This window comes from Burkholderia sp. BCC1996 (assembly GCF_905339955.1).
In the GTDB taxonomy this organism is placed as follows: Bacteria; Pseudomonadota; Gammaproteobacteria; order Burkholderiales; family Burkholderiaceae; genus Burkholderia.
In genome coordinates, this window is record NZ_CAJPHM010000007.1 from 15850 (window position 1) to 40444 (window position 24595).

The 24595-nt window shown below is 68.4% G+C and carries 21 protein-coding genes; 14 read left to right on the forward strand and 7 right to left on the reverse strand.

The genetic code is table 11. The features are described from left to right. The first annotated feature begins 394 nt into the window (after positions 1 to 394). A complete protein-coding gene (locus tag U4Z64_RS11870) occupies positions 395 to 529 on the forward strand; it encodes a hypothetical protein (protein WP_260426335.1) in 135 nt (44 codons plus the stop codon). A 278-nt stretch (positions 530 to 807) separates the two neighbouring features. Then, complete coding sequence (locus U4Z64_RS11875) at positions 808 to 4329, forward strand: pyruvate carboxylase (protein ID WP_321820055.1); 3522 nt, start codon at positions 808 to 810, stop codon at positions 4327 to 4329. Between the two features lie 119 nt (positions 4330 to 4448). On the opposite strand, the gene U4Z64_RS11880 is transcribed toward U4Z64_RS11875, so the two are convergent. Together U4Z64_RS11880 and U4Z64_RS11885 are read right to left on the reverse strand one after the other, a co-directional pair. Continuing rightward, positions 4449 to 4655: a hypothetical protein gene (locus U4Z64_RS11880; protein WP_321820056.1), complete on the reverse strand. Its 207-nt coding sequence runs from the start codon at positions 4653 to 4655 to the stop codon at positions 4449 to 4451. Between the two features lie 58 nt (positions 4656 to 4713). Continuing rightward, positions 4714 to 5574, reverse strand: coding sequence for a PhzF family phenazine biosynthesis protein (locus U4Z64_RS11885; protein ID WP_321820057.1), 861 nt, complete (start codon positions 5572 to 5574; stop codon positions 4714 to 4716). Positions 5575 to 5635: 61 nt separating this feature from the next. Between U4Z64_RS11885 and U4Z64_RS11890 the strand changes: the two genes are divergently transcribed. Further along, entirely contained in the window at positions 5636 to 6598 is a 963-nt protein-coding gene (locus U4Z64_RS11890; protein WP_321820058.1) for a CoA pyrophosphatase, read from the forward strand. Between the two features lie 57 nt (positions 6599 to 6655). Here U4Z64_RS11890 and U4Z64_RS11895 read toward each other — a convergent pair whose 3' ends face one another. Further along, the gene (locus U4Z64_RS11895) at positions 6656 to 7627 is read right to left on the reverse strand and encodes an AraC family transcriptional regulator (protein WP_321820059.1); all 972 of its coding nucleotides are present in this window, start codon (positions 7625 to 7627) and stop codon (positions 6656 to 6658) included. A 94-nt stretch (positions 7628 to 7721) separates the two neighbouring features. On the opposite strand from U4Z64_RS11895, the gene U4Z64_RS11900 reads away from it, so the two are divergent. From U4Z64_RS11900 to U4Z64_RS11920, 5 genes are all read left to right on the forward strand, one after another. Continuing rightward, entirely contained in the window at positions 7722 to 8555 is an 834-nt protein-coding gene (locus U4Z64_RS11900; protein WP_321820060.1) for an oxidoreductase, read from the forward strand. Positions 8556 to 8885: 330 nt separating this feature from the next. Continuing rightward, on the forward strand, positions 8886 to 9722 hold the full coding sequence (locus tag U4Z64_RS11905) for an alpha/beta fold hydrolase (protein ID WP_044848485.1): 837 nt from the start codon (positions 8886 to 8888) through the stop codon (positions 9720 to 9722). Positions 9723 to 10388: 666 nt separating this feature from the next. Then, on the forward strand, positions 10389 to 11906 hold the full coding sequence (locus tag U4Z64_RS11910) for a hypothetical protein (protein WP_321820061.1): 1518 nt from the start codon (positions 10389 to 10391) through the stop codon (positions 11904 to 11906). 31 nt (positions 11907 to 11937) lie between these two features. Next, positions 11938 to 12264: a hypothetical protein gene (locus tag U4Z64_RS11915; RefSeq protein ID WP_321820062.1), complete on the forward strand. Its 327-nt coding sequence runs from the start codon at positions 11938 to 11940 to the stop codon at positions 12262 to 12264. 139 nt (positions 12265 to 12403) lie between these two features. Continuing rightward, positions 12404 to 13459: an AraC family transcriptional regulator gene (locus U4Z64_RS11920; RefSeq protein ID WP_321820063.1), complete on the forward strand. Its 1056-nt coding sequence runs from the start codon at positions 12404 to 12406 to the stop codon at positions 13457 to 13459. A gap of 62 nt (positions 13460 to 13521) precedes the next feature. On the opposite strand, the gene U4Z64_RS11925 is transcribed toward U4Z64_RS11920, so the two are convergent. Both U4Z64_RS11925 and U4Z64_RS11930 read right to left on the reverse strand, forming a co-directional pair. After that, a complete protein-coding gene (locus tag U4Z64_RS11925; protein ID WP_321820064.1) occupies positions 13522 to 14928 on the reverse strand; it encodes a 3-deoxy-D-arabino-heptulosonate 7-phosphate synthase in 1407 nt (468 codons plus the stop codon). A gap of 134 nt (positions 14929 to 15062) precedes the next feature. Then, complete coding sequence (locus tag U4Z64_RS11930; protein ID WP_124521634.1) at positions 15063 to 15824, reverse strand: 2-keto-4-pentenoate hydratase; 762 nt, start codon at positions 15822 to 15824, stop codon at positions 15063 to 15065. Between the two features lie 265 nt (positions 15825 to 16089). Between U4Z64_RS11930 and U4Z64_RS11935 the strand changes: the two genes are divergently transcribed. The 5 genes from U4Z64_RS11935 (at position 16090) to U4Z64_RS11955 (ending at position 20071) form a co-directional block, all read left to right on the forward strand. After that, complete coding sequence (locus U4Z64_RS11935) at positions 16090 to 16569, forward strand: universal stress protein (protein WP_321820065.1); 480 nt, start codon at positions 16090 to 16092, stop codon at positions 16567 to 16569. 12 nt (positions 16570 to 16581) lie between these two features. After that, on the forward strand, positions 16582 to 16773 hold the full coding sequence (locus U4Z64_RS11940; protein WP_044848124.1) for a DUF2964 family protein: 192 nt from the start codon (positions 16582 to 16584) through the stop codon (positions 16771 to 16773). A gap of 149 nt (positions 16774 to 16922) precedes the next feature. Then, entirely contained in the window at positions 16923 to 18659 is a 1737-nt protein-coding gene (locus U4Z64_RS11945) for a site-specific integrase (RefSeq protein ID WP_321820066.1), read from the forward strand. 107 nt (positions 18660 to 18766) lie between these two features. Then, positions 18767 to 19090 carry a TfoX/Sxy family protein gene (locus U4Z64_RS11950; RefSeq protein WP_044848126.1) on the forward strand — a complete coding sequence of 108 codons (324 nt, stop codon included), beginning with the start codon at positions 18767 to 18769 and terminating at the stop codon, positions 19088 to 19090. A 60-nt stretch (positions 19091 to 19150) separates the two neighbouring features. Next, positions 19151 to 20071: a hypothetical protein gene (locus U4Z64_RS11955; protein ID WP_321820067.1), complete on the forward strand. Its 921-nt coding sequence runs from the start codon at positions 19151 to 19153 to the stop codon at positions 20069 to 20071. Positions 20072 to 20101: 30 nt separating this feature from the next. On the opposite strand, the gene U4Z64_RS11960 is transcribed toward U4Z64_RS11955, so the two are convergent. Beyond that, the gene (locus tag U4Z64_RS11960) at positions 20102 to 21253 is read right to left on the reverse strand and encodes a branched-chain amino acid ABC transporter substrate-binding protein (RefSeq protein WP_321803519.1); all 1152 of its coding nucleotides are present in this window, start codon (positions 21251 to 21253) and stop codon (positions 20102 to 20104) included. Between the two features lie 36 nt (positions 21254 to 21289). Continuing rightward, positions 21290 to 22519 carry an NAD(P)/FAD-dependent oxidoreductase gene (locus U4Z64_RS11965; RefSeq protein ID WP_321820068.1) on the reverse strand — a complete coding sequence of 410 codons (1230 nt, stop codon included), beginning with the start codon at positions 22517 to 22519 and terminating at the stop codon, positions 21290 to 21292. A 231-nt stretch (positions 22520 to 22750) separates the two neighbouring features. Between U4Z64_RS11965 and U4Z64_RS11970 the strand changes: the two genes are divergently transcribed. Beyond that, complete coding sequence (locus U4Z64_RS11970) at positions 22751 to 24163, forward strand: PLP-dependent aminotransferase family protein (protein ID WP_321820069.1); 1413 nt, start codon at positions 22751 to 22753, stop codon at positions 24161 to 24163. Positions 24164 to 24595 lie beyond the last annotated feature (432 nt).

The window sequence follows — 24595 nt, forward strand, 5'->3', positions numbered from 1 at the left end:
GGCGATTTCGGATCCTTTCTCAGCGGTGTGCGATGCGGGCCCGATTGACGTTGACTTCTCCTGGCCCATCGGTCCGCTCGGCTGACCGGTCCCGGCTGGCGGGATTTCAGAATTGAAACTTCGATTCCATATCTGAGTCGGTACGAGGCCGGGCTGCGCGCCCGAGCCCCGTCCATCAACGCCGTCCGTGTGATATTCCATGTGGCCTGCTTTTTGCCTTTACGAGACGACATGTTCGATGTCCTCTCGTCTGACCGGTCTTTCCTGACGAAACGAACCGCACGGTTCGAGAGGCGACCCGCTTTTCAATCGTAAGGTGAATGCAATGACTGACTACGGCAAACGAAACACGGTTTCCGGGAACGATGCGCGTCGCGTTGCGCGCGAACGCGCGGTGGAAGCAGATCGATCCGCGCCGACGCGCGAATCGTCCGGTGAACGCCGCCGCGATACGAACTGGGCGTGGGCGAAGGGAACGGCCGGCTACGACTGGATGGATCACGCACCGCTGTTCGATCACCGCGATTGATCCTGTCGCGAGCGCGGTTCGTGCCACGGGCTCGCCGTGGTTCGACCGACGACCGGACCGGCCGGCGAGCCGGTCCCTTATTTCCGGTTGGTCGGCTGGATGCTATTCGTCGTCGCGATGTCGATAGCGATCATCCGGCGATCTGGCGAACATGTCGACTGGCGAAAGCCGCGACGATGCAACCGCGAATGACCGACGCGACGATCCGCACGCCGCCCAATGAAGCAGGCGGGCGGAGCACGGCGCGTCGGCGAACTCAATTCAACCATTCACTATCCATGGCCGCCGTGACGCCTACCCCCATCCAGTCTATCCTGATCGCGAACCGCTCGGAAATCTCGATCCGCGTGATGCGTGCCGCCGCCGAACTGAACATGCGTACGGTGGCGGTGTATTCGAAGGAAGACCGCCTCGCGCTGCATCGCTTCAAGGCGGACGAGAGCTACCTGATCGGCGAAGGCAAGAAGCCGCTCGCCGCGTATCTCGACATCGACGACATCCTGCGCGTCGCGCGGCAGGCAAAGGTCGACGCGATCCATCCGGGCTACGGCTTCCTGTCGGAGAACCCCGATTTCGCGCAGGCCGTGATCGACGCCGGCATTCGCTGGATCGGCCCGTCGCCCGACGTGATGCGCACGCTCGGCAACAAGGTGGCCGCGCGCAACGCGGCGATCGCGGCTGGCGTGCCCGTGATGCCCGCGACCGCGCCGCTGCCGGACAATCTCGACGCATGCCGCGCGCTGGCCGCGGAAGTCGGCTATCCGCTGATGCTGAAGGCGAGCTGGGGCGGCGGCGGACGCGGGATGCGCGTGCTGGAAAACGATCAGGACCTCGAAACACTGCTGCCTGTCGCGCGCCGGGAGGCGCTGGCCGCGTTCGGCAACGACGAGGTATACGTCGAGAAGCTCGTGCGCAATGCGCGGCACGTCGAGGTGCAGGTGCTCGGCGACCTGCACGGCACGGTCGTGCATCTGTACGAGCGCGACTGCACGGTGCAGCGGCGCAACCAGAAGGTGGTCGAGCGCGCGCCGGCGCCGTATCTCGATCACGACGGCCGGCAGGCGTTGTGCGAATCGGCGCTGCGCCTGATGCGCGCGGTCGGGTACACGCATGCGGGCACCGTCGAATTCCTGATGGACGCCGACACCGGCCAGTTCTACTTCATCGAGGTGAACCCGCGCATCCAGGTCGAACATACGGTGACCGAGATGATCACCGGCATCGACATCGTGAAGGCGCAGATCCGCATCACCGAAGGCGGCCGGATCGGCCTCGCCGAGGACGCGACGGACGGCGACGGCACGCTCGTCGCGCGCGCGGCCGGCGTGCCGGAGCAGCAGGCGATTCCGCTGAATGGCAACGCGTTGCAATGCCGGATCACGACCGAGGACCCGGAGAACGACTTCCTGCCCGACTACGGGCGGCTCACGGCCTATCGCAGCGCGGCGGGCTTCGGCGTGCGCCTCGACGCCGGCACCGCCTACGGCGGCGCGGTGATCACGCCGTACTACGACTCGCTGCTGGTCAAGGTGACGACCTGGGCGCCGACGGCCGCCGAATCGATTCACCGGATGGATCGCGCGCTGCGCGAGTTCCGGATTCGCGGCGTCACGTCGAACCTGCAGTTCCTCGAGAACGTGATCAATCACCCGGCCTTCATCGCGGGCGACGTGACGACGCGCTTCATCGACAGGACGCCGGAGCTGCTCGCATTCGCGAAGCGCGGCGATCGCGCGACGAAGCTGCTGCGCTATCTCGGCGAGCTGAACGTGAACGGCAACGCCGAGATGAGCGGCCGCACGCTGCCGGCATTGCCGCTGCCGAAACCCGTGCTGCCGAAGGTCGATACGGCGGTGGCGATTCCGGCCGGCACGCGCGATCGACTGCGCGAGCTCGGCCCCGAGAAGTTCGCGCGCTGGATGCTCGACCAGAAGCAGGTGCTGCTGACCGACACGACGATGCGCGATGCGCACCAGTCGCTGTTCGCGACGCGCATGCGCACGGCCGACATGCTGCCGATCGCGCCGTTCTACGCACGCGAGCTGTCGCAGCTGTTCTCGCTCGAATGCTGGGGCGGCGCGACCTTCGACGTCGCGCTGCGCTTCCTGAAGGAAGACCCGTGGGAGCGGCTCGCGCTGCTGCGCGAGCGCGTGCCGAACATCCTGTTCCAGATGCTGCTGCGTGGCTCGAACGCGGTCGGCTACACGAACTACGCGGACAACGTCGTGCGCTTCTTCGTGCAGCAGGCCGCGAGCGCGGGCGTCGACGTGTTCCGCGTGTTCGACTCTCTGAACTGGGTTCGCAACATGCGCGTGGCGATCGATGCGGTCGGCGAGAGCGGGATGCTGTGCGAAGGCGCGATCTGCTACACCGGCGACCTGTTCGACACGTCGCGCTCGAAATACGACCTCAAGTATTACGTCGGCATCGCGCGCGAGCTGCAGCGGGCCGGCGTGCACGTGCTCGGCATCAAGGACATGGCCGGCATCTGCCGCCCGCAGGCGGTCGCGACGCTCGTGAAGGCGCTCAAGGAAGAAACCGGGCTGCCCGTGCATTTCCATACGCACGACACGAGCGGCATCGCCGCCGCGTCGGTGCTCGCGGCGGTCGGTGCGGGCTGCGACGCGGTGGACGGCGCGCTCGACGCGATGAGCGGCCTCACGTCGCAGCCGAACCTGTCGAGCATCGCGGCGGCGCTGGCCGGCAGCGAACGCGATCCCGGGCTGGATCAGGACCGCCTGCACGAAGCGTCGATGTACTGGGAAGGCGTGCGCCGTTATTACGCGCCGTTCGAATCGGAGATCCGCGCGGGCACGGCCGACGTCTACCGTCACGAGATGCCCGGCGGCCAGTACACGAACCTGCGCGAGCAGGCGCGCTCGCTCGGCATCGATCATCGCTGGACCGAGGTGTCGCGTGCGTATGCGGACGTCAACCGCCTGTTCGGCGACATCGTGAAGGTCACGCCGACGTCGAAGGTGGTCGGCGACATGGCGCTGATGATGGTCGCGAACGACCTCGGCGTGGACGACGTGCGCAATCCGGACAAGGACATCGCGTTCCCCGAGTCGGTCGTGTCGCTGTTCAAGGGCGAGCTGGGTTTCCCGCCCGACGGCTTCCCGGCCGAGTTGTCGCGCAAGGTGCTCAAGAGCGAACCGCCGGCGCCGTATCGTCCCGGCGACCAGCTTGCGCCGGTCGACCTCGACGCGGCACGCAAGCAGGCCGAGACCGCGTGCGAGCGCCCGCTCGACGACCGGCAACTCGCGTCCTACCTGATGTATCCGAAGCAGACGGTCGACTATTACGCGCACGTTCGCGCCTACAGCGACACGTCGGTCGTGCCGACGCCGGCGTTCCTGTACGGGCTGCAGCCGCAGGAAGAAGTGGCGATCGACATCGAGCCGGGCAAGACGCTGCTCGTGTCGCTGCAGGGGCAGCATGCCGACGCGCAGGACGGCATCGTGAAGGTGCTGTTCGAGCTGAACGGCCAGTCGCGTTCCGCGCTGGTCGAGCAGAAGAGCGTCGTGCAGGCGGGCAAGGAGCGTCATGGCCTGCAGCGTGCCGATCCGGCCAATCCGCTGCATGTCGCCGCGCCGATGCCGGGCTCGGTGGTCACGGTCGCCGTGCAACCGGGGCAGCGTGTGTCGGCCGGCACGACGCTGATCGCGCTCGAGGCGATGAAGATGGAAACGCACATCGCGGCGGAGCGCGACTGCGAGATCGCGGCCGTGCATGTGAAGCCGGGCGAGCGAGTCGCGGCGAAGGATCTGCTGATCGAACTGAAAGACCCGGCGCAATGACGGTTGCCGCGCCCGGTCGTATTCGCGAAGCCGATCGGGTGCAGCCGCGAGGATCACGAACCGCGCGAGCGGTTCGGCCAGATGCGCGAGCATGTGATGGAAGCGCTGCTGCTCATGCCCTACGCGCGCTCGACGAGCGGCCACACGGCGGCCGCGCCGAAGCACGCGTTGCAGGCGGCGCACGACGTGTGCGCGATTTCGGCGGCCGGGTCGTTGATGTCGGCGATCGGCTCGGGCGGGCGATGCGTGCAGCATGGCAAGCGCGGCGACACCCGGCGTGCGTCGATGCCCCGGCCGTCGATCGCTCCCGCGCCGGCCCGCAGCACGCACGACGCATGGATGGCGGTGTGTCGCGCGCGCGTCCGGCGTCGCAGGTCGTTGCGTCTACACGTTGATGACGCCGCGTCCGAGCTCAACCACGCGACCGCCGACGCTGATTTCACCGTTCGAGCCGACCGACAACCGCAGCAGGCAAGGCCGGCCGACGGCTTCACCCTGTTCGACCTGAAACGCGGCGGGCAGCGCGTGATGGGCCGCAAGCAGCCAGCCGCCGAGATTCGCGCAGGCCGACCCCGTGCCCGGGTCTTCGAAAATCCCGCCGCCCTGTTTCGCAAAGAAATAGCGGGAGACCACTTTCCCGGGCCGATGCGGGTCGAACGCGAACACATAGGCGGTCTTCCGACCGAGGCTGTTGGTCGGCCAGCGCTCGAGGCAGGCGTTGTCGGGCCGGGCGCGGCGCACGGCCGCGGGGTTCTTGACGGCGACCAGCAGTTGGTCCGCGCCGGTGTCGACCCAAAGCGGCGGCGCGAGAAAATCGTCCGTCGTCAGTCCCAGCATGGCCGCCGTGTCGGTATCGGGCAACGCGCAAGGCGCCGTTTTCGGCATGCCCGCGTGCGGGGCGGTGAACGTCCACACGTCGTCGCCGGCTTTGACGTCGACCACGCCGGCCTTGAATTCGAGTGCGAGTGTGTCGCCTGCCTTCAGCAGGTCGCGCACGACATGCGCGGTACCGAGCGTCGGATGGCCCGCGAACGCCATTTCATGGCCGGGCGTGAAGATGCGCACGCGGGCATGCGCATGCGCCGACGGCAGCACGAACGTCGTTTCCGACAGGTTGAACTGCACGGCCAGTGCCTGCATGGTCGCGTCGTCCATGCCGCGCGCATCTTCGAACACGCATAGCGGATTGCCGCCGAAGGTGGATTCGGCGAATACATTGAGCAGGCGGAACGCGTACTGGGTCATCTCGATCTCGTGTGAGAGGGGCGTGCTGGTCGGGGCGTGCGAGCATCGCCCGGATGTCGGGATGCTTCGGCACGATCCTGCATTCTGCCGGACCGAGCGCATCGATCGATGCGCGGTCGCTCGGCATTTCAATTTTCGTGCATCATCAGGGTTCTCCGCTTCGGCCCGGCCACGCGAATTTTCGCAACGATCGCGCCAATTTTTTCGCCGGAGCAGACGGCCGCCTGCGAATCCGGAACCGTCCGGTTCAAACACAACGACGCCGTGCCCATGCAACACAGGTCGGGTTCAGTGTCGCTCAACGCTTGCAGCATCCTGCATGCAGGAGGAAGACATGGCATCCGACGGAAGCCACCTGAAAACCGGGGGTGGACTCGCGAACGCATCGGCGGGCACCGCTTCACCGCAATCCATGCTGGAAATGCTCGCACGCGGCGTGGAAAACCTGCTGATCCCGGCCGACACGCCGTGGCCCACGGCGCAGCTCTACCTCGCGGACAACGACCGACCGTGGAAATTCTCCGCTGTCCTGGTTGCGATCGTCACGCGGCGCGAGCCGACGATCCTGCTGACCAAGCGATCGTCGGGGCTCAGCGAATACTCGTCGCACGTAAGTTTCCCCGGCGGACGTCCGGCGGAATCGGACACCAGCATCGGCGCGACTGCCCTGCGCGAGGCGTTCGAGGAAATCGGCCTCGCGCCCGATGCGGTGCGGATGATCGGAAGCCTGCCGATTCATAAAACGAGAAAGCGCAATCACGCCATTTTTCCCGTGATCGGCTTCGTGCCGGAGACGGCCGCATGGGAAGCCGCACCCGCTGAAGTCGAGGCGATTTTCGAGTTTCCGTTTTCGACGTTGCTGAATCCCGATCTGCCGCGGCAATACGACGACGGCGAACGCGCCGGCGCCTGGTACTGGGCGGATCAGACGCAGGACATCTGGGGCGTGACCGCGTTCATCCTGAAATCGCTGGCGGGTCTGGTGCGCGATGCCGCGGGCGGAGAGTGTGCACGTCCCGACTAGTTTCACGCACGGGGCCTCGGGCCCGCCGAGTCACGCGTGCCGCTCGCGGCGCGTCGCTCAGTGTGACGACACGAACACCGCATCCTCGAACGCCGCCGGAATCGCGAACTGCGCACGCATCCGCTTCGTCTCCTGCGCGGGCGTGAGCCCGAACAGCCGCTTGAATTCCCGGCTGAACTGCGACGGGCTCGCATAACCGACCGCATGGCCGGCCGTCTCCGCGGTCAGGTCCTGGCGCACCATCAGCAAGCGCGCCTGATGCAGCCGCGTCGACTTCAGGTACTGCATCGGCGACACCTGCGTGATCGCCTTGAAGTGGCTATGGAAGCTCGGCACGCTCATGCCGGCTTCCGCGGCCAGTTGCGCGACGTCGAGCGATTGCGCGTAGTCGGCGTGGATCAGGCGCAGCGAACGGCCGATCCGGCCGAACTGTCCGCGCATCGCCAGCGCGTTGCGCATGGCGCTGCCCTGCGCGCCGGTGAGCACGCGGAAATACAGTTCGCGCAGCAACCCGCGGCCGAGCACCGCCGCTTCGAGCGGCCGGTGCAGCGCCTCGACGAAACGCAGCACGGTCGCCTGCATCGCGTCGTCCATCGGCGTCGACATCATGCTTCTCGGCGCCTGCGCGGGTTCGGCGATCCCTTCGCGGTCGATCTGCGCGGCGAGTTCGGCGGCCATCGGGAAATCGAGGTGCAGATACAGCGCGAGCAGCGGGTGCGCCGCCGTTGCGTCGGTTTCCATGCTGAACGGGACGGGCACCGAGACGGCCAGGTAGTGGGCCTCGTCGTACAGGTAGCGTTCGCCGCCGAAATAGCCGCGCTTGCTGCCCTGGCAGACGATCACGATGCCCGGGTCGTACAGCACCGGCGTGCGCGACAGCGCGCGGTTCGAGCGCAGGATGCGCACGCTCGGCAGTGCGGTCAGGTTGTAGCCTTCGTCCGGCGCCAATGCACGCAGCAATGCGATCAGGCGTTGGCGGCTGCGCGCGGGCAGCTGCGGCGATCGGGACGAAGAGGGCGCGGTGCTCATAGTTTTGTGCAAGAAAATCAGCGGAATCGAGCTTAATTTGCGTAGATCGTCAGACTAGTATGCATGCTTCGATCGACATTCGGGAGAAGCTCACATGGCATCCGGCACTATCATGCTCATCACCGGCGTCAGCAGCGGCTTCGGCCGTGCACTCGCACAAGCGGCGCTGGCCGCGGGTCATACGGTGGTCGGCACCGTGAGAAGCGAAGCGGCGAAGCGGGCGTTCGAAGCGCTGTCCCCGCATGCGGCCATCGGGCGCGTGCTCGACGTGACCGACTTCGAGCGCATCGACGGCGTCGTCGCGGAGATCGAGTCGAGCGTCGGGCCCGTCGACGTGCTGGTGAACAACGCCGGTTACGGGCACGAAGGCATCATGGAGGAGTCGCCGCTGTCGGAGATGCGCCGACAGTTCGACGTGAACGTATTCGGCGCCGTCGCGATGATGAAGGCCGTCGTGCCGTTCATGCGCGAACGCCGGCGCGGCCGCATTCTGAACATCACGTCGATGGGCGGCCACATCACGATGCCCGGCATTGCCTATTACTGCGGCAGCAAGTTCGCGCTGGAAGGGATTTCCGACACGCTCGGCAAGGAGCTCGAGCCGTTCGGCATCGCGGTGACCGCCGTGGCGCCGGGCTCGTTCCGCACCGACTGGGCCGGCCGCTCGATGACGCGCACGCCGCGCTCGATCGCCGATTACGACGCGCTCTTCGAGCCGATCCGTCACGCGCGCGAGGAGAACAGCGGCCGTCAGTTGGGCGATCCCGCGAAGGCCGCGCGTGCCATGCTCGCAGTCATCGAGGCGGACCATCCGCCGGCCCATCTGTTGCTCGGCAGCGATGCGCTTCGGCTCGTGCGCGCCAAATGGTCGGCGCTGGACGACGACATGCGCGCGTGGGAGGCGGTGACCGTGTCGACGGACGGTTGAGGCACGAGGGTTGGGGCGTGCGAAATCGCACGGTTAGTTGCGTTGAATGGTCGAGTCTCGGGATGCGAGCACACCTCTGCGAGGTTGTGCCCGTCCGGACCGGTGACGAACGCGGCATGGTCGTTCGCGCCACACATCGTCGTTGCCCGCGGAGAACCGATAGACGGCGGTATGCAATTGGCTTCATGACACGGTCGCGGTTTTCCGCTACAACACTCAGGTGCCGCATCGACCGGTGCGGTGTGCCGCCGCGCCGCCGTTCGACACCGACATCCGCCCGGGTGGCCGGCCGGCACGTGACGTTCACCTACCCCAAAGGAGCCTGAAGCCATGCCTTACATCACCACGAAGGACAGCGTCGACATCTTCTACAAGGACTGGGGCCCGAAGGATGCGCAGCCGATCATGTTCCACCACGGCTGGCCGCTGTCTTCCGACGACTGGGATGCCCAGCTGCTGTTCTTCGTTCAGAAGGGCTATCGCGTGGTCGCGCACGATCGTCGCGGCCACGGCCGGTCGGCACAGGTTTCCGACGGCCACGACATGGATCACTACGCGGCGGACGCGTTCGCGGTGGCCGAAGCGCTCGACCTGCGCAACGCGGTCCATATCGGCCACTCGACCGGCGGCGGCGAAGTCGCGCGCTACGTGGCCCGCCACGGCGAGCCGGCAGGCCGCGTCGCGAAGGCGGTGCTGGTCAGCGCGGTGCCGCCGCTGATGCTGAAGACCGACGCGAACCCGGAAGGCCTGCCGCTCGAGGTCTTCGACGGCTTCCGCAAGGCGCTTGCCGACAATCGCGCGCAGTTCTTCCTCGACGTGCCGTCGGGCCCGTTCTACGGCTTCAACCGGCCGGGCGCGACGGTGCACCCGGGCGTGATTCAGAACTGGTGGCGCCAGGGCATGATCGGCAGCGCGAAGGCGCACTACGAAGGCATCAAGGCGTTCTCGGAAACGGACCAGACCGAAGACCTGCGGTCGATCTCGGTGCCGACGCTCGTGCTGCACGGCGAAGACGACCAGATCGTGCCGATCGCCGATTCGGCGCTGAAGTCGGTCAAGCTGCTGAAGAACGGCACGCTGAAGACGTATCCGGGCTATTCGCACGGGATGCTGACGGTCAACGCCGATGTGCTGAACGCCGACCTGCTGGCCTTCGTCCAGTCGTAACGGTGGCGGCGCAAGCCCGTTCTCGCGGGCTGCGCCGCGCTGGCCGGTGATGCCGGCCAGCTCCCTTTCGCTTCGCCGGCGGGTTTGACCGGCTACGCGGAACGATGCTGCCGGCACGACACCGCGAAGTCGCCACGGCGCAGCGCAGCGTCCGGCTCGCTACCGTTCCCCCTCGATGCACCGCACGATTGCGGCCAGTCGCCAGTCGCCCACCGCCCACCGCCCACCGCACCCCGCACCCCGCACCCCGCACCCCGCACCCCGCACCCCGCACCCCGCACCCCGCACCCCGCACCCCGCACCCCGCACCCCGCACCCCGCGGCCGACGCGGCAATCCGCATCCACGCACCACCGGCTCATGCGCGTGCCGACACCCGGCGAAATGCATGTCCACTCACTGTAGACGCAACCCCACCTTGATTCCGGATCGTATGAATTAAGATGCAGCCGGCACTTCGGGGTGTCCGGCGCTGGGCGACAGAGGCAGTACGCAAGCCGTCGCCCGTACCGGAAGCAAAGGCCGTCCGCGCGATCTAACCGGGCGAGGCTCGACGAAAGCGCGGCATTCCATATCCATTGAATGGCACTGCTTATCAATATGCGCGGCAGGTTTGACCTGCTGCGCGTACAAGCACATGCCGTCAATCCAGAACAAGAGGATTGTGATGAAACCCGTTACCTGGACGGCCATGGCCGTCGTTCTCGCGTTGACCGCATGCGGCGGCGACGACGTCTCGACCAAGAGCGGTGCGTCGCAGTCGACACCGACCTCTCCCGGATCACCTTCCGGCACGACATCGCCCGGCGGCGGCTCGAACGGCGGCTCGAATGGCGGGCCGACCGGCGGCGGAACCACGCAGCCGCAGGCCGGCTGGTCGACGGCCGTCGCGGTGGACGGCAAGGGGCCGGAAGGCGACCCCAGCGTGACGATCGACGCGAGCGGCAATGCGCTCGCCACCTGGATGACCGTCGACCCGGCCAGTCCGTACGGCAACGAAATGTGGGGCGCGCGCTATGTCCCCGGTTCGGGCTGGCAAAGCGCGACGCGGCTCGACACGAGCGACGGTACGCATTCGATGAACGGATTGACCGGCGTTCCGCCGCAGCTGGTCGGCAATGCGAGCGGCCAGGCGGTCGCGTTCTGGACCGAATGGATGCCGGGCCCCAACACGTACGCATTGTGGGCGCGCCCGTACAGCCCGGGCGCCGGCTGGGGCACGGCGTCCGAACTGGCAGCGGACATGAGCGGTTCGTCCTATACGGCCGGGATCGACAGCCAGGGCAACGCGCTCGTCGCCTGGACGCAGTCGATCAGCCTGCTCGATACGCGCATCGCCTGGACGCGCTATACGCAGGCGGGACAGTGGTCGCCCACGGCGCTGATCCAGATGCCGGTGCAGACCGGGCCGGGTGCGGTGACCGGCGATACGGACAACGTGAGGCCGATGATGTCGGTCCTGTCGTCCGGCCGCGCGGTGCTCGCGTGGCGGCAGACCAACCATACGCATTCGGCGCTGTGGACGGCCACGTACGACCCGACCAACGGCTGGACCGACGTCAACCAGGCCGTGTCGAACACGAGCCTGTTTACGACGATCATCTCGCCCGCGGCCGGCATGGACGCGAAGGGCAACATCACGCTGGTGTGGGGGCAGCTCGACGTGACCGGCGGGCATCTCGAGACGACCACGATGGCGCAACGCTTCGTCGCCGGCACCGGGTGGCAGCCGGCCGCGCCGGTGGCGCCGGCGATCACTGAGCCGACCGGCTTCATCGCGACGCCGATGCTGACCGTCAACGACAACGGCATCGCGGCCGTGATGTGGGCGGAGGGCGGCGCGGCGCTGCAGGCGAGCGTGTCCGATGCCAGCGGAAACTGGGGGCCGCTGCAGCGGCTGACGGAACACCTGAACGGGGCGGCCGCCCAGTACCCGCCGCTGGTGATCGACGCGGCGGGCCACGTGACGGTCGCATGGCAGGACACGGGCTTGCCGGGCGCGTCGGCCGTCATCGCGGCCCGCTACCGGGACGGGGCGTGGAGCGCGTCGACGGTGGCGCCACAGAGCGCATCGTGGCCGGCGCTGGCCGTCAACGCGACGGGGTCGATGGCACTCCTCTGGCAATCGTACGTCGCGAGTATCGGCAGCCAGCTGCAGTCCAGTTTCTATACCCCGGGCTCGTGATCGCGTTGCGCGGGAAACCGAAGGAGAAGCCATGAAGAAGACCTTGCTTTGCACCGTACGGACCGCGCTGGGCGCCGCGGCCGCCAGCCTCGCGCTGGCCGGTTGCGGCACGACGCAGATGAACATGACCGACGTGCAGACATCGACCGCGAAGACGATCGGCCTTGCGTCGTCGGACGAAATCACGATCGCCAACGTGCAGTACGGGAAGAAGAACGGGCTCGGCGGCCAGCAGGTGAGTTACGACGCGACCACCGGCAAGGGGCGGCGCTTCACCTGCACCGTGTTCATGATTCCCGGCCTCACGCCGATCGACCGGCCGACGTACAACGACTGGGAATGCCACCCGCGTCGCTGACGCCCGCGCTGCCCGCCGCGCGCATGTCGATCGACGGCGCGGCGGGCACTGCGACGAACCCGCTGTCCACCGCCGCATTTTGGTCCGATAATCGACGAACCGATCCCTTCCTTTCCTGTCGGCTCGAATGAAAACTGCCATGGATCAAGCGGATGCCATCCCCGTCTTCAAGTTTCGTACCACCGACTATCCGGTGCGGGACCGATTCCACGTGTGGGTCAAGGACATGCTCTGCGACTACCGGCTGGACGACCTCGGCGACTACGGCGCGTTCAACGCGGAAGCGACCGGCGCGGCGCTCGGCCCGCTGATCTTCTCGAGCCGGTGCTGGCGGTCGCGCGCGCCGACCTACTCGGTGCACCGCACGACGCGGCGGATCCGGCTCGACGGCCAGGATTCGATCCGCTTCACGCTGCTGCTGGGCGGGCATCTTACGTGCCGCACCGGCGGGCCGGAACTGGTCAAGCGTGCGGGCGACCTGTTCGTCTATGACGTCGCGCAGGTCAACGATTGCCGGGTCGAGGCCGGCGACGTGATCAGCCTCGTGGTGCCGCGCTATCTGCTGCCGGCCCATGCGGCGAACGCGCACGGGCAGACGCTGGCGAGCGGTGTCGGGCGGCTGCTCGGCGACCAGATGCTGTCGCTGCACCGCAACCTGCCGAACCTGCGCACGCACGAATTGCCGAGCGTCGTGCAATCGTTGCTGCTGCTCATGAGCGCGGCCGTCGCCCCGAGCGCACAGGCGTTCGACGAGGCGCGCGGCCCGATCGACAACGCGCTGATCGAGCGCGTGCGGCGCTATATCGACGCGCACCTGCTGGAGCCCGACCTCGCACCCGAGCGGATCTGCCGGGACATCGGCGTGTCGCGGGCGCGGCTTTATCAGCTGTTCAAGGAAGAGGGCGGCGTGATGCGGCAGCTCACGCGCAGGCGGCTGCGTCACGCGTACCACGTGCTCGGCGATCCGCAGCGCCGGCACCAGCGCATCGCGGAGATTGCATGGGCGCACGGCTTTCCGGACGAGAAGTACTTCCATCGGCTGTTCAAGGCCGAGTTCGGCCATACGCCGAAGGAAACGCCGGCATGCGCGGCGGCGCCGGTTCTGCTGCCGTTCGGCGCGGACGATGAAAGCCGCTGGGGAGACGGCGGGCGACTGAAGGGGTGGACGCTACCGTTCGGGGTACTCAACAACTGAGCGGATCACGCGTGACGATTCAACGCGGAAGTCGTGCCATTCGTGCCATTCGCGCTCGCACGTCACGCCTCGTTCGCAGCGCTGTCGTCCAGGTCGCCTTCGATCGCGGCCATCAGATCGTCGACGCTCACCATCAGCGCCCGAACCTGCCGCAGCGATTCGTACTGATGCAGCACCGTGCGCCATGACGGCAGTTCCAGCAGCGCTTGCCAGACGGCGCCGAGGCCATGCGGATCGGCATCCGTGCATTGCGCGAGCGCGCTCGCGTATTCGAGGCTCGCCGGCGCCGACAGCAACTGCATCCGGCTTGCGGCACCCAGCAGGCGCGGCGCCGGGTCTGCCGACGCATCGCAGCAGTACAGCACTTCGCGCTGCAAGGCCGCGTCGTCGATCGTCAGCGCGCGCAGCGACGCGCCGTGCAGGCGTACCGTGCCTTCGCGCGTGTCGAACGCATAGACGGTGTCCGGATCGGCTTGCGCGAGCAGGCTCAGGCCGCGCAGCAGGCGCGGCAGATCGGTCGTCGCGGCATCCGCGGACGCTTTCGCTTCGACGAGAAACACGACGTGCCACGCGGCCGACGGATCGTCGCCGCGCGCGCGAGCGAGCAGCACCGCATCCCACTCGGTTTTCGCGCGGTCGTGCTTGGCCGGTATCGAAGCCGGCACGCGCATCGACGTGACCACGCGATACGTGCGCTGCGCATCGCTCGCATCGAGCTGTGCGGCCAGGGCGTCGAGCGCCTGCGCGGCCAGTGCTTCGACGGCCGCGCCCCGCTGTTGCGACGTGACACCTTGCGCGACGGCGAGCGCGCTGCCTTCGAGCGGACCCTGGCGGCTCCACAGCGTGCGGTACTGCCGGACGTCCGGATCCGGCGCCAGCGCATCGAGACGCCGCAGCCGGGCGAGTGCGGCGCTGTCCTTCAGTCTGGCGACGTCCTGTTCGAACGCGGTGTCGGTCGCCATCTCCGGCCGCGCGAGCAGCTGCCGCAGCGCGGCGTCGAGATCGTCCCACGACGCGCCGGCCGCGGCCGCATGCAGCCGCGCGAGCGGTTCGCGTTGCCATGCCAGCGCATGCCGCTCGAGCCGGGCCGGATGCGCGATCGTGTTGACGGCCGAGCGCAGCGCGCGCCGGTCCTGCTCGGCATGCGCGGCGAGCGATGCGTATTCGCGCACGGCCGCCGCGCGATGCCGAAGCACCGCGGCCTGGAAGGCGGGGTCGCCGGATTGCGGGTCCATCGCGTCGCCGATCATCCGCGCGAGCGCATCGATGAAGCGGCGTTGCAATGCGGGGTCGGGTGTGCGGCCGTCGGCCTGCATCCGGCGCGCTTCCTCGATCGCGACGGCGATGACGACGGCCGGGTTCGCGGCGTCGGCCAGCGACGGCGCGCGCACGAGCGGCGGCAACCGGTAGCGGCGATCGACGGTGCGCAGGACTTCGTCCAGCAGGGCGGGCAACGGTGTCGGCGGCATGGCGAATGACGGAAAGGCACGCGGTTCAAGCGTGACGGGCGTTGTGCAACGGTATCACGCAGCGTCGGCAGGCGGGGCGGGCGCCGCGTTCGTCGCGAGCCGCACCCGCCGCTGAACGTCAGGCCGTCAGCCCGTCAAGCCGTCAGCGTCACCGACAGGCTGCCGAGTTCGCCGAAGCGCACCGTCAGCGCATCGCCGAGCGGCACGTCGATCGCACCCGCATACGAACCGGTCGTCACGATCTGGCCGGCCTGCGCGCCGTCGCCGCGCGATGCAAGGAAATTGACCAGCCATACCAGCGGCTTGAGCGGATCGCCGTCCGGATGACGGCCGTCGATCGTGCGATTCAGCGCACCCTCGAACGACAGCGCGAGCGTCTCGAGCGGCACGTTCAATCCGTCGGGCACGACGGGACCCACGCACAATCCCTGGTTGAACTGCCCGTCGGCAAGCAGTTCGAACTTCGATGCGCGCGCGGGCTCCGCATAGCGGCAACCCAGCACCTCGAGCACGATGCGCACTTCGCGGATCGCGCCGCGCACGTCGTGCTCATCGTACGGCTGCGCGCGGGCGGGCAGGTCGCGATCGAGCACGAACGCGATTTCCGGCTCGATCCGCACGATCGGGCCGCCGACGACGCGGTACGGCGCATCGGCTGCGCGGATCGTCGACGCGAAGATCGGCGCGACGATCACGCGGTCGGGCGGCGGCAGCGCGCATTTCCATCCGCCGATGGATTCGCCGAGCAGGTCGGCGACGCGATGCTGGATCGCGAGTGCGGTGTCGACGTTCTCGGGGCGCAAGGCGTCGGGCAGCAGCGGGCCGGGCACGCCGGCATGGCGGGCGGCGACGAGATGCTGGGCGGCGCCGTCCACGCGTTCGGTAGTCGTTGTCATGTCGGTTGAGCGAGTTGAAAGTGAGCCGGCAAAAAAGGGCCGGACGAAGGTCGTAATGTCGATGATAGCGCCTTCGGCGGCATGGCCGCTCGGCAGCACGGTTCGGCCACCGGGACGGCGCCCCGGCTGCTCCGCGTGGCGCTTTGCCGCACGACCCGCTGTCGGGGAATCTTGATCGCCGTCAACCTTCGAACCGGCCGTCCGCCGATGATGGGCACATGGCCGCGCGCGACCGCGCCCGGCAACTCACCCCAGCGAGGTTCGCATGTACAAGAAGATCATGGTGGCCGTCGACGGCAGCGCTTCGTCGAAACAGGCGCTTGCCGAGGCAGTGAAGGTGGCACTGGCGGGCGACACGCACGTCAGCGCCGTCTATGTGGTCGACAAGTCGGTGCTGTTCACGTACGCGGGCCGTTTCGACCCGCACGCGCTCATTGAGGAAATCCGCGACGACGGGCGCAAGGTGCTGCATGAAGCCGAACAGATCATCGCACTGGCCGGCGCGAAGGGCGAGGCCGAGCTCGTCGAAACCGAGAGCATCGGCGAGGACGTCGCGGAACGCCTGCAGCGTTACGTGACGGAGCGTGGGATCGATCTCGCGGTGGTCGGCACGCACGGGCGGCGCGGCATCCGGCGCGTGCTGCTCGGGAGCGTCGCCGAACGCTTCGTGCGCGGCTCGAAGTGCCCGGTGCTGCTGATTCGCGGCGATGATGCCGGCGAGCCGGCGTCCGCCGCGGCAGCCTGACGCGAGCGCGCGATGATACGTCGCCAGTACCGGATCGTCGTCGCGGCGATCGCCGTGTTCGTGTCGCTCGCGGGGATGATGGCCGTCGTGACCGGGCTGCTGTTCGACGCGACGATCGCGCTGCGCGGCGGCGCGATCGCGTTGATCGTCGGCGTGGCCTGCTTTGTCGTGATGCTCAACCCGGGGCCGAAGGGCGAGGGGTGACGCGCGGCCCGCGTCGATTCTGTCCGTGCGGCGCACGCCTGTGACAGGCTGACCGTTCCCGCGCGAAGCCGCAGACCCCGGCATCGCGCGCGTGTCTCGCAGCGCTCGAGGCGTTTTCGAGCGTCGGCGGTTCTGTCAAACTGGCGCCCATGACACCGCGCCTCGCCTCACCGCCTTCCTCCGATTCTGCGCCCGCGCCCGCGGGCTTTCCCGATGCCGACGAACTGGCCGCGCTGCGTGCGTGGTATGCGGGCATGACCGTGCGTCAGGCCATCGAGCGCTATCTGCCCGATCGTCTTGGCGACGGGCGGTCGGCGCGCGGCGTGATCGGCGGGATTCGCCGCGGCCTCGTGCGCGTCGCGCGGCAGGCCGGGCGACCCGACCTCGCGGAGCAGCTCGGTCATGCCGACAGCGCGCGCATCCAGATGGCGAAGGCCGCGACCGACGCGATCGGCGTGCTGCGCCATGCGCGCGCGCCGGTGCCGCAGATCAGCGACGACGTCGGCTTGTGGCTGCCGGCGCGCGCCGTCGTCGCGCTGCGTGCGCACGGGATCGCGACGCTGGCCGACCTGACCGTGCGGATTCCGCGGCGGCGTCAGTGGTGGCGCGCGATCGCGGGGCTCGGCATGGCGAGCGCGCGGCATATCGAGGGGTTCTTTTCCGCGCATCCCGACCTGACCGAGCGGGCGCGCGCGCTGATCGCGGCCACGCCGCGCAGCGGCATCGTGCCGTGGGAGCAGCTGAAGCTGCCGCACGAAGTCGACGGATCGAACGGCACGTTCCGCGCGCCGCGCGCAACCAGCACGCTCGACGCGGACAACGATTACGCGGCCGTGCACGCATGGCTGTCGCTGCACGAATCGGCCGCGACGCGCCGCGCGTACCGGAAGGAAGCCGAGCGGCTGATCCTGTGGGCGATCGTCGAGCGCGGGCGCGCGCTGTCGTCGCTGACCACCGAGGATGCGGTCGCGTATCGCGCATTCCTGCGCAACCCGGCGCCGCACGAGCGCTGGGTCGGGCCGGTGCGGCCGCGCGGCGCGCCGGACTGGCGGCCGTTTTCGGGCGGGCTGTCCGCGCGCTCGGCCGCGTACACGCTGTCGGTGCTCGGCGCGCTGTTCCGCTGGCTGATCGAGCAGCGCTACCTGCTCGCGAATCCGTTCGCGGGCGTCAAGGTGCGCGACACACGCGGCGCGAATGCGCTCGACACGTCGCATGCGTTCACCGAAGGCGAATGGCTGCTCGTGCGCACGATCGCGGACGGGCTCGAGTTTCGCAAGGACAAACCGTCCGGCGCGCCGCGGTCCGGCTGGACGCCGGCCGCCGCGCAACGGCTGCGCTTCATCCTCGATTTCGGCTATGCGACCGGGCTGCGTGCGAGTGAGCTGGTCGGCGCGACGCTCGGCGACATCGAAACGGACGCGCACGGCGATGCGTGGCTGAAGGTGATCGGCAAAGGCAGCAAGGCCGCGCGTGTCGCGCTGCCGCCGCTCGCGCGCACGGCGCTCGACCGGCATCTGGTCGCGCGGCGGCTGCCGGTGACTCCGGTGCGCTGGCGGCCGGATACGCCGCTGATTGCGAGCCTCGCGGAAGACGGTGCGGCCGGGATCACGAGCGTGCGGCTGTGGAAGGTGATGCAGCGGTTCTTCGCGCAGACGGCCGCGCTCGTCGATGACGACAATCCTGCGCTCGCGCAGAAGCTGCGGCAGGCCAGCCCGCACTGGATGCGCCATACGCACGCGACGCATGCGCTCGCGCGCGGCGCGGAGCTGACGACGGTGCGCGACAACCTGCGGCATGCGTCGATCTCGACGACGTCGATCTATCTGCACGGGGACGACGTGAAGCGGGCGCGGCAGATGTCGAGTGCGTTTTCGGCTGACAAATGAGCTGGGGAGCAGGGGGAGCACGGTGCACGAGCGATTGCGCGACGATTGAACGGAACGACACCGCATCGGTGACGGTCAGAACGGTTATTCGATCACGGAGCGCATGAATGGCATCGAGTCAGGGAACCGTCGATTTCATCGTCGAGCAGATGGCTGCGGCGGGCGCCGTGTCGGCCCGCAAGATGTTCGGCGAATACGGCATCTACTGCGACGGCAAGATGGTCGCGCTGGTGTGCGACGACCGGTTGTTCGTCAAGCCTACGCCCGACGGGCGTGCGTTTCTCGGTGCGTGCGAGGAAGGTCCGCCGTATCCGTCGGCGAAGCCGCATCTCGTCATCGGAGGAGAGCGCTGGGACGACCGCGAATGGCTGTCGACGCTGATCCGGATCACGGCCGCGCAACTGCCGGTGCCGGTGAAGCGGAGCCGATAGCGGTCGGCGTATTCTGTGAACCATGCGCGCTTCCCCCGCGCCCCCCGCTGGAGCACAAGAATGGAGACATCCACAAACCCGCAAGCCCCGCGCTACGCCCGCCGCGCCTGGCACGCGCTCGTCGCGGCGCTATGCGTCGGCTGGAGCGCGCTGTCGTTCGGCGCGGATGGCGCCGACGGCGCGGCGGCCCTGCTCGACCGTTATCACAGCCTCGGCGAGCAACTGAAGAACAACCCGTTCCACCGCCCGCTGTACCTCGAGTCGTCCGAGGCATCTTCATCGCTGAAGGGCGATATCTACGCGGTCGTCGACTATCCGTTCGCCGTCGTGAACGGCAGGCTCAACGATCCCGCACAAGGCCCCGCGAACTGGTGCGCGGTGCTGATCCTGCACCTGAACACGAAGTACTGTCACGCGTCGACAGGCGGCAACGGCCCGGTGCTCGACGTGAACCTCGGCCGCAAGATCGAGCAGAAGCTGTCGGACACCTACCGCGTGCAGTTCCGCTACCGCGTGGCCGCCGCGACGCCCGACTACTTCCAGGTCGACCTGACCGCCGACAGCGGCCCGATGGGCACGAAGGATTACCGGATCGCGCTGGAGGCCGTGCCGGTCGGCGCGTCGCGCACGTTCCTGCACCTCACGTATTCGTACGGCTTCGGCACGGTCGGCCGCATGGCGATGAAGACCTACCTCGCGACGGTCGGCAGCGACAAGGTCGGGTTCACGGCCGCGAGCGGCGCATCGGCTGCGCAGCCGCAATACATCGGCGGCGTGCGCGGCTTGCTGGAGCGCAACACGATGCGCTACTACCTCGCGATCGACACGTATCTCGCGACGCTCGACAAGCCGCTCGACCAGCGCCTCGCGCGCTGGTTCGACGCGACCGAGCAGTATCCGCAGCAACTGCACGAAGTCGAGCGCGGCGCGTATCTGCAGATGAAGGCGCAGGAGGTGCAGCGGCAGCAGACGGCGCGATGACGCCGCCTGCCGCGCGCTGCTCGGCGTCGATCAGTTCGACGCGCCGCCGACCGTGCGAATGCTGTGCCACTGCCCCTGTTCGACGCGGAACAGCGTGTAGGGCGGCTTGATCAGGTCGCCGCGCTCGTCGAACGAAATCTTCCCGGTCACGCCCGTGACCGACACGCCCGGCAGGCTCGCGACGATCTTGCTGCGGTCGAGCGAGTCGGCCTTGCGGATCGCCGCGATCATCGCGAGCGTCGCGTCGTACGCAAACGGCGCATACAGCTCGACGTCCTGGTTGAAGCGCGCCTTGTAGCGCTGCGCGAACGCGATCGCCGACGGCAGCTTGTCGAGCGCCGGCCCCGGCTCGAGATCCTGCGTACCTTCGCCCGCATTGCCGGCGATCTTCAGGAACGCATTGCTTTTCAGCGCGCCGGCGCCGAACAGCTGCGCGCGGATGCCGAGCGAGCGCATCTGCTTGACGAGCATCGCGCCCTGTTCGTCGAGGCCGCCGAAGAACAGCAGGTCGATGTTGTTGCTCTTCATCGTGGTCAGGATGCCGCGGAAATCGACCGCCTTGTCGTTCGTGTATTCGCGGCCGACGATGGTGCCGTGCGCGTCCTTCACGCCTTTCTCGAATGCGTCCGCGAGCCCCTGGCCGAATGCGGTGCGGTCGTCGATGATGCCGATCCGCTTGGCCTTCAGCTGCTCGACCGCGAAGCGTCCGGCGACCACGCCGCCGACGCCGTCGTGCCCCATCGTGCGGAACACGTTCTTGAAGCCCTGCATCGTCAGTTGCGGGTTGGTCGAGCCGGGCGTGATCATCGCGACGTTCGCCTGCTTGTAGACGGCCGACGCGGGGATGCTGCAGCCCGAGTTGTAGTGGCCGACCACGCCGACCACGCCGTCGTCGACGAGCTTCTGCCCGACCTGGATCGCGATGCGCGGATCGGCCTGGTCGTCCTGCACGTCGAGCACGAAGCGCACGGGCTTGCCGCCGATGGTCGGGTGTTTCGCGTTCTCCTCGTCGAGCGCGAGCTGCGCGCCGTATTGCAGGTCCTTGCCGACGCGCGCGACCGGGCCCGTCAGCGGGCCGGCGAAGCCGATCTTGACGGTTTCCGGGTCCGCGGCCTGCGCGGACGCGGTGACCGTGCCGATCGAGCAGACGGCCAGCCATGCCAGCCAGTTACGACGATTCATGATGCCTCCTTGCAGTGGTGGAAGTGGCGGCGCGCGTCAGAATCGCGCGGCCCGGTATGGGGTGAGATCCAGCGGCGGCGCGCGTTGCGCGACGAGATCGGCGACGATCCGCCCGGTGATGCCGGCGAGCGTGACGCCGAGATGCTGGTGGCCGAACGCGTGGATCACGCGCTCGCTGCGCCGCGCGCGGCCGATCACGGGCACGCCGTCCGGCAGCGTGGGCCGAAAGCCGAGCCAGCTGCGCGTCGGCGCGCCGAGCGATGGCAGTGCCTCGCGCGCGGAGCGGGTGAGCAGCGCGACCAGCGAGCGGTTCATGCCGGCGTCGAAGCCGCCGAGCTCGACGGTGCCGGCCGCGCGCAATCCTTCGTCGAGCGGCGTCATGTAGAACCCGCGCTCGGCCCAGCCGACCGGCCGCGTGACGATCTGCTCGCGCGCGGCGAACTGCACGTGGTAGCCGCGTTCGGTGTCGAGCGGCACGGTGTCGCCGCACGCGGCGGCGAATGCGCGCGAGCGGGCGCCGGCGGCAATCACCACATGATCGAAGCGGCGCACGGTGCCGCCCGCATGCAGGCTCACGCCGTCGCCGCCGGGCTCGATCCGTTCGACCTGCGCGCGTTCGAGCGTCGCGCCGCCGGTTGCCAGGTGCGCGAACAGTTCGCCGAGGAACCCGCAGGGATCGGAGAAATGCCAGCTCCCATGGAACAGCACGCCGCGCGTGAAGATCGGCGCGAGCGCGGGCTCGAGCCGGCGGATCGCGTCCGCGTCGAGCGTGTCGAACGGCACGCCGAGCCGGCGCCGCAGCGCGAGCGACGGCTGCGCGGCGTCGAACGACGCCTGCCGTGCGTACAGATACAGGCATTCGCGCGGCCGCACGAATGCCGCGAGCCGCGACGGCGCGAGCAACGGCGCATAGCCGTCGGCGGCGCGCGTCAGCAGCGCGGCCAGCGCGCTCGCGCTGCGCGCGTGATGCGCGGGCGTCGACGCGACGAGGAACCGTGCGAGCCACGGCGCGCCGCGCAGCAGGTAAGGCCAGCGGATGCGCAGCGGGCTGTCGGCGCCGAACAGGAAGTGCGGCATGTCGCGGAACACGGACGGGCCGTTGACGGGCACGCAGCCATACGGCGCGAACGTCGCGGCGTTGCCGAACGACGCGCCATGGCCGACGCCGGCCGGATCGAACAGCGTGACGCGGTGCCCGTCGCGCTGCAGCCAGGCCGCCGCGCCGAGTCCGATGAAACCTGCACCCACGATGGCGATGTTCGCCATGTCGCCTCTCCTCCGGCACGCGTGATTCACACAAAGATGGGATAAAGAATCACACAGTAATTTTTTGTGTGCAATCAAAAAGCGATTGTATGGCGCTAGCGTTTACCCGATTTCAAGTCACTGTTTTGACTGACCTTTCGGCTGACGTTTGACCGAAAGGGGATGTCATATACAATCGCTGGGCAGGCTTGGACGGCAGACAAACGCTTTTTGTGTGGATACAGGCGACGAATGGCAGCAGACAAACTTTCCGGTGAGCGCGACGGCGACGCGCCGGCGCAGGCGAAGCGGCCGACCTATGTCGAGGTATCGAGCTCGATCGAGGCGGAAATCCGCAACGGCATGTACCCGCCGGGCAGCCGCCTGCCGCCGCAGCGCCAGCTCGCGACGGAGCTCGGCATCAACGTGTCGACCGTGTCGCGCGCGTACAAGGAACTGCAGCTGCGCGGCCTCGTGATCGGCAGCAAGCGGCGCGGGTCGCTCGTCACCGGCGGCGCGATGCCGAGCATCGAGCCGGCCCGCGCGTCGCTCGCGGCGGGCAACGGGGTGATCGACCTGACGGTGAACCGGCCGGCGACCGGCGAGTTTCTGGCGTGCCTCGCGCAGACGTTCGGCACGCTGCCGGCCGATCCGCGGTTCGCCTCGCTGCAGGAATACCAGCCGCCGCAGGGCCCCGACTGGGCGCGCGCCGCGGGCGCGCAGTGGCTGGCCGCGCCGGGCTTCACGCCGTCGCGCGACCAGGTGGTCGTCACGAGCGGCGCGCAGCACGGGCTTTATGCGGTGCTGAACAGCCTGATCGGCACCGACGGCGTGATCGTCGCCGACCGGCTCACGTATTACGGCCTGAAGGCGCTCGCGCCGGTGTTCCAGTTCGAGATCGTCAGCGCGCCGGCCGACGACGACGGCCTGCTGCCCGACGAGATCGAGCGGATCTGCCAGCACATGCCGGTCAAGGCGATCTTCGTCGTGCCGAACCTGCAGAACCCGACCGTGACGACGATGAGCCTCGCGCGCCGCATGGCGCTCGTCGACGTCGCGCGCCGCCATCACGTGACGATCATCGAGGACGACGTGTACGGGCCGCTCGTGCGCGACCGGCTGCCGGCGATCGCGGGCTTGGGTTCCGAGCTCACGTTCCATATCGGCGCGACGTCGAAGATCCTCGCGCCCGGGCTGCGCCTCGGCTACCTGAGCTGCCCGCGCGACAGCGTGGCGCTGTGCGCGGAAGCGGTGCGCACCACCGCGTGGATGCCCGCGCCGACGTCGATGCTGATCGCGACGGTGTGGATCGAGAACGGCACCGCCGAGCGAATCATGAGCGCGCAGCTGGCGGAGATCCGTGCGCGCGTCGATCTGGCGCGGGAACTGCTGCCGGCCGGGCACCTGAAGTCGGACCCCGCATGCATGTTCGTGTGGCTGCGGCTGCCGCCGCCGTGGCGGGCCGACGACTTCGCCGCGAACGCGAAGGCCCGCGGCGTGATCGTGATGCCGTCGTCGACGTTCGCGGTCGATCGCGCGGAAATCGAGCACGGCGTGCGCATCAATCTCGCGTGTCCGGCGACCCGCGACGAACTCGTGAACGGGCTGCGGATTCTGGCCGGCACGCTGAAGGACCGGCCGCGCGCGCTGTTCGGGTCGATCTGACGCGCGCCGTTCGCGCCGAGCCAACCCGCAACGACTTCGACGATCCGCCGCGGCAGCGGCGCTGTGCCGTCATGCAGGCGTGACATCGCGTGCAGCGGTGGTGGCTGGCGGTTCGCTGCCTGTATCGGGCCGGCCGATGGTGATCCTCACGCCGTGCGTCGGCGAACGGCCCGCATGCCTTGTTCTCACCGGAGCGCGGCCGCAACTCGTCCGGGCCCGATTCCCCGACCATCGAGACACGCGCTGGCGCGCGTGCCAATCGCCGCGGCGTTCTGGCGTGATTTTCACGGCTGCACGATCGCGGGCCGGCGCAACCCATCCCTGCCGGGCCTGTACTGCATTGCGGATGCCGCACGCAACCGCGAACTGCGCGATCACCCGTACCCCCTCGAATCGCGGCCGCCGCCTCAATTTCCCAGCCGCTGCGTCAAT

Coding starts and splice junctions, on each gene's coding strand:
- U4Z64_RS11875 (WP_321820055.1), top strand. CDS start 808: ATGGCCGCCGTGACGCCTACCCCCATCCAGTCTATCCTGATCGCGAAC.
- U4Z64_RS11885 (WP_321820057.1), bottom strand. CDS start 5,574: ATGACCCAGTACGCGTTCCGCCTGCTCAATGTATTCGCCGAATCCACC.
- U4Z64_RS11890 (WP_321820058.1), top strand. CDS start 5,636: ATGCTTCGGCACGATCCTGCATTCTGCCGGACCGAGCGCATCGATCGA.
- U4Z64_RS11895 (WP_321820059.1), bottom strand. CDS start 7,627: ATGAGCACCGCGCCCTCTTCGTCCCGATCGCCGCAGCTGCCCGCGCGC.
- U4Z64_RS11900 (WP_321820060.1), top strand. CDS start 7,722: ATGGCATCCGGCACTATCATGCTCATCACCGGCGTCAGCAGCGGCTTC.
- U4Z64_RS11905 (WP_044848485.1), top strand. CDS start 8,886: ATGCCTTACATCACCACGAAGGACAGCGTCGACATCTTCTACAAGGAC.
- U4Z64_RS11910 (WP_321820061.1), top strand. CDS start 10,389: ATGAAACCCGTTACCTGGACGGCCATGGCCGTCGTTCTCGCGTTGACC.
- U4Z64_RS11915 (WP_321820062.1), top strand. CDS start 11,938: ATGAAGAAGACCTTGCTTTGCACCGTACGGACCGCGCTGGGCGCCGCG.
- U4Z64_RS11920 (WP_321820063.1), top strand. CDS start 12,404: ATGGATCAAGCGGATGCCATCCCCGTCTTCAAGTTTCGTACCACCGAC.
- U4Z64_RS11925 (WP_321820064.1), bottom strand. CDS start 14,928: ATGCCGCCGACACCGTTGCCCGCCCTGCTGGACGAAGTCCTGCGCACC.
- U4Z64_RS11930 (WP_124521634.1), bottom strand. CDS start 15,824: ATGACAACGACTACCGAACGCGTGGACGGCGCCGCCCAGCATCTCGTC.
- U4Z64_RS11935 (WP_321820065.1), top strand. CDS start 16,090: ATGTACAAGAAGATCATGGTGGCCGTCGACGGCAGCGCTTCGTCGAAA.
- U4Z64_RS11940 (WP_044848124.1), top strand. CDS start 16,582: ATGATACGTCGCCAGTACCGGATCGTCGTCGCGGCGATCGCCGTGTTC.
- U4Z64_RS11945 (WP_321820066.1), top strand. CDS start 16,923: ATGACACCGCGCCTCGCCTCACCGCCTTCCTCCGATTCTGCGCCCGCG.
- U4Z64_RS11950 (WP_044848126.1), top strand. CDS start 18,767: ATGGCATCGAGTCAGGGAACCGTCGATTTCATCGTCGAGCAGATGGCT.
- U4Z64_RS11955 (WP_321820067.1), top strand. CDS start 19,151: ATGGAGACATCCACAAACCCGCAAGCCCCGCGCTACGCCCGCCGCGCC.
- U4Z64_RS11960 (WP_321803519.1), bottom strand. CDS start 21,253: ATGAATCGTCGTAACTGGCTGGCATGGCTGGCCGTCTGCTCGATCGGC.
- U4Z64_RS11965 (WP_321820068.1), bottom strand. CDS start 22,519: ATGGCGAACATCGCCATCGTGGGTGCAGGTTTCATCGGACTCGGCGCG.
- U4Z64_RS11970 (WP_321820069.1), top strand. CDS start 22,751: ATGGCAGCAGACAAACTTTCCGGTGAGCGCGACGGCGACGCGCCGGCG.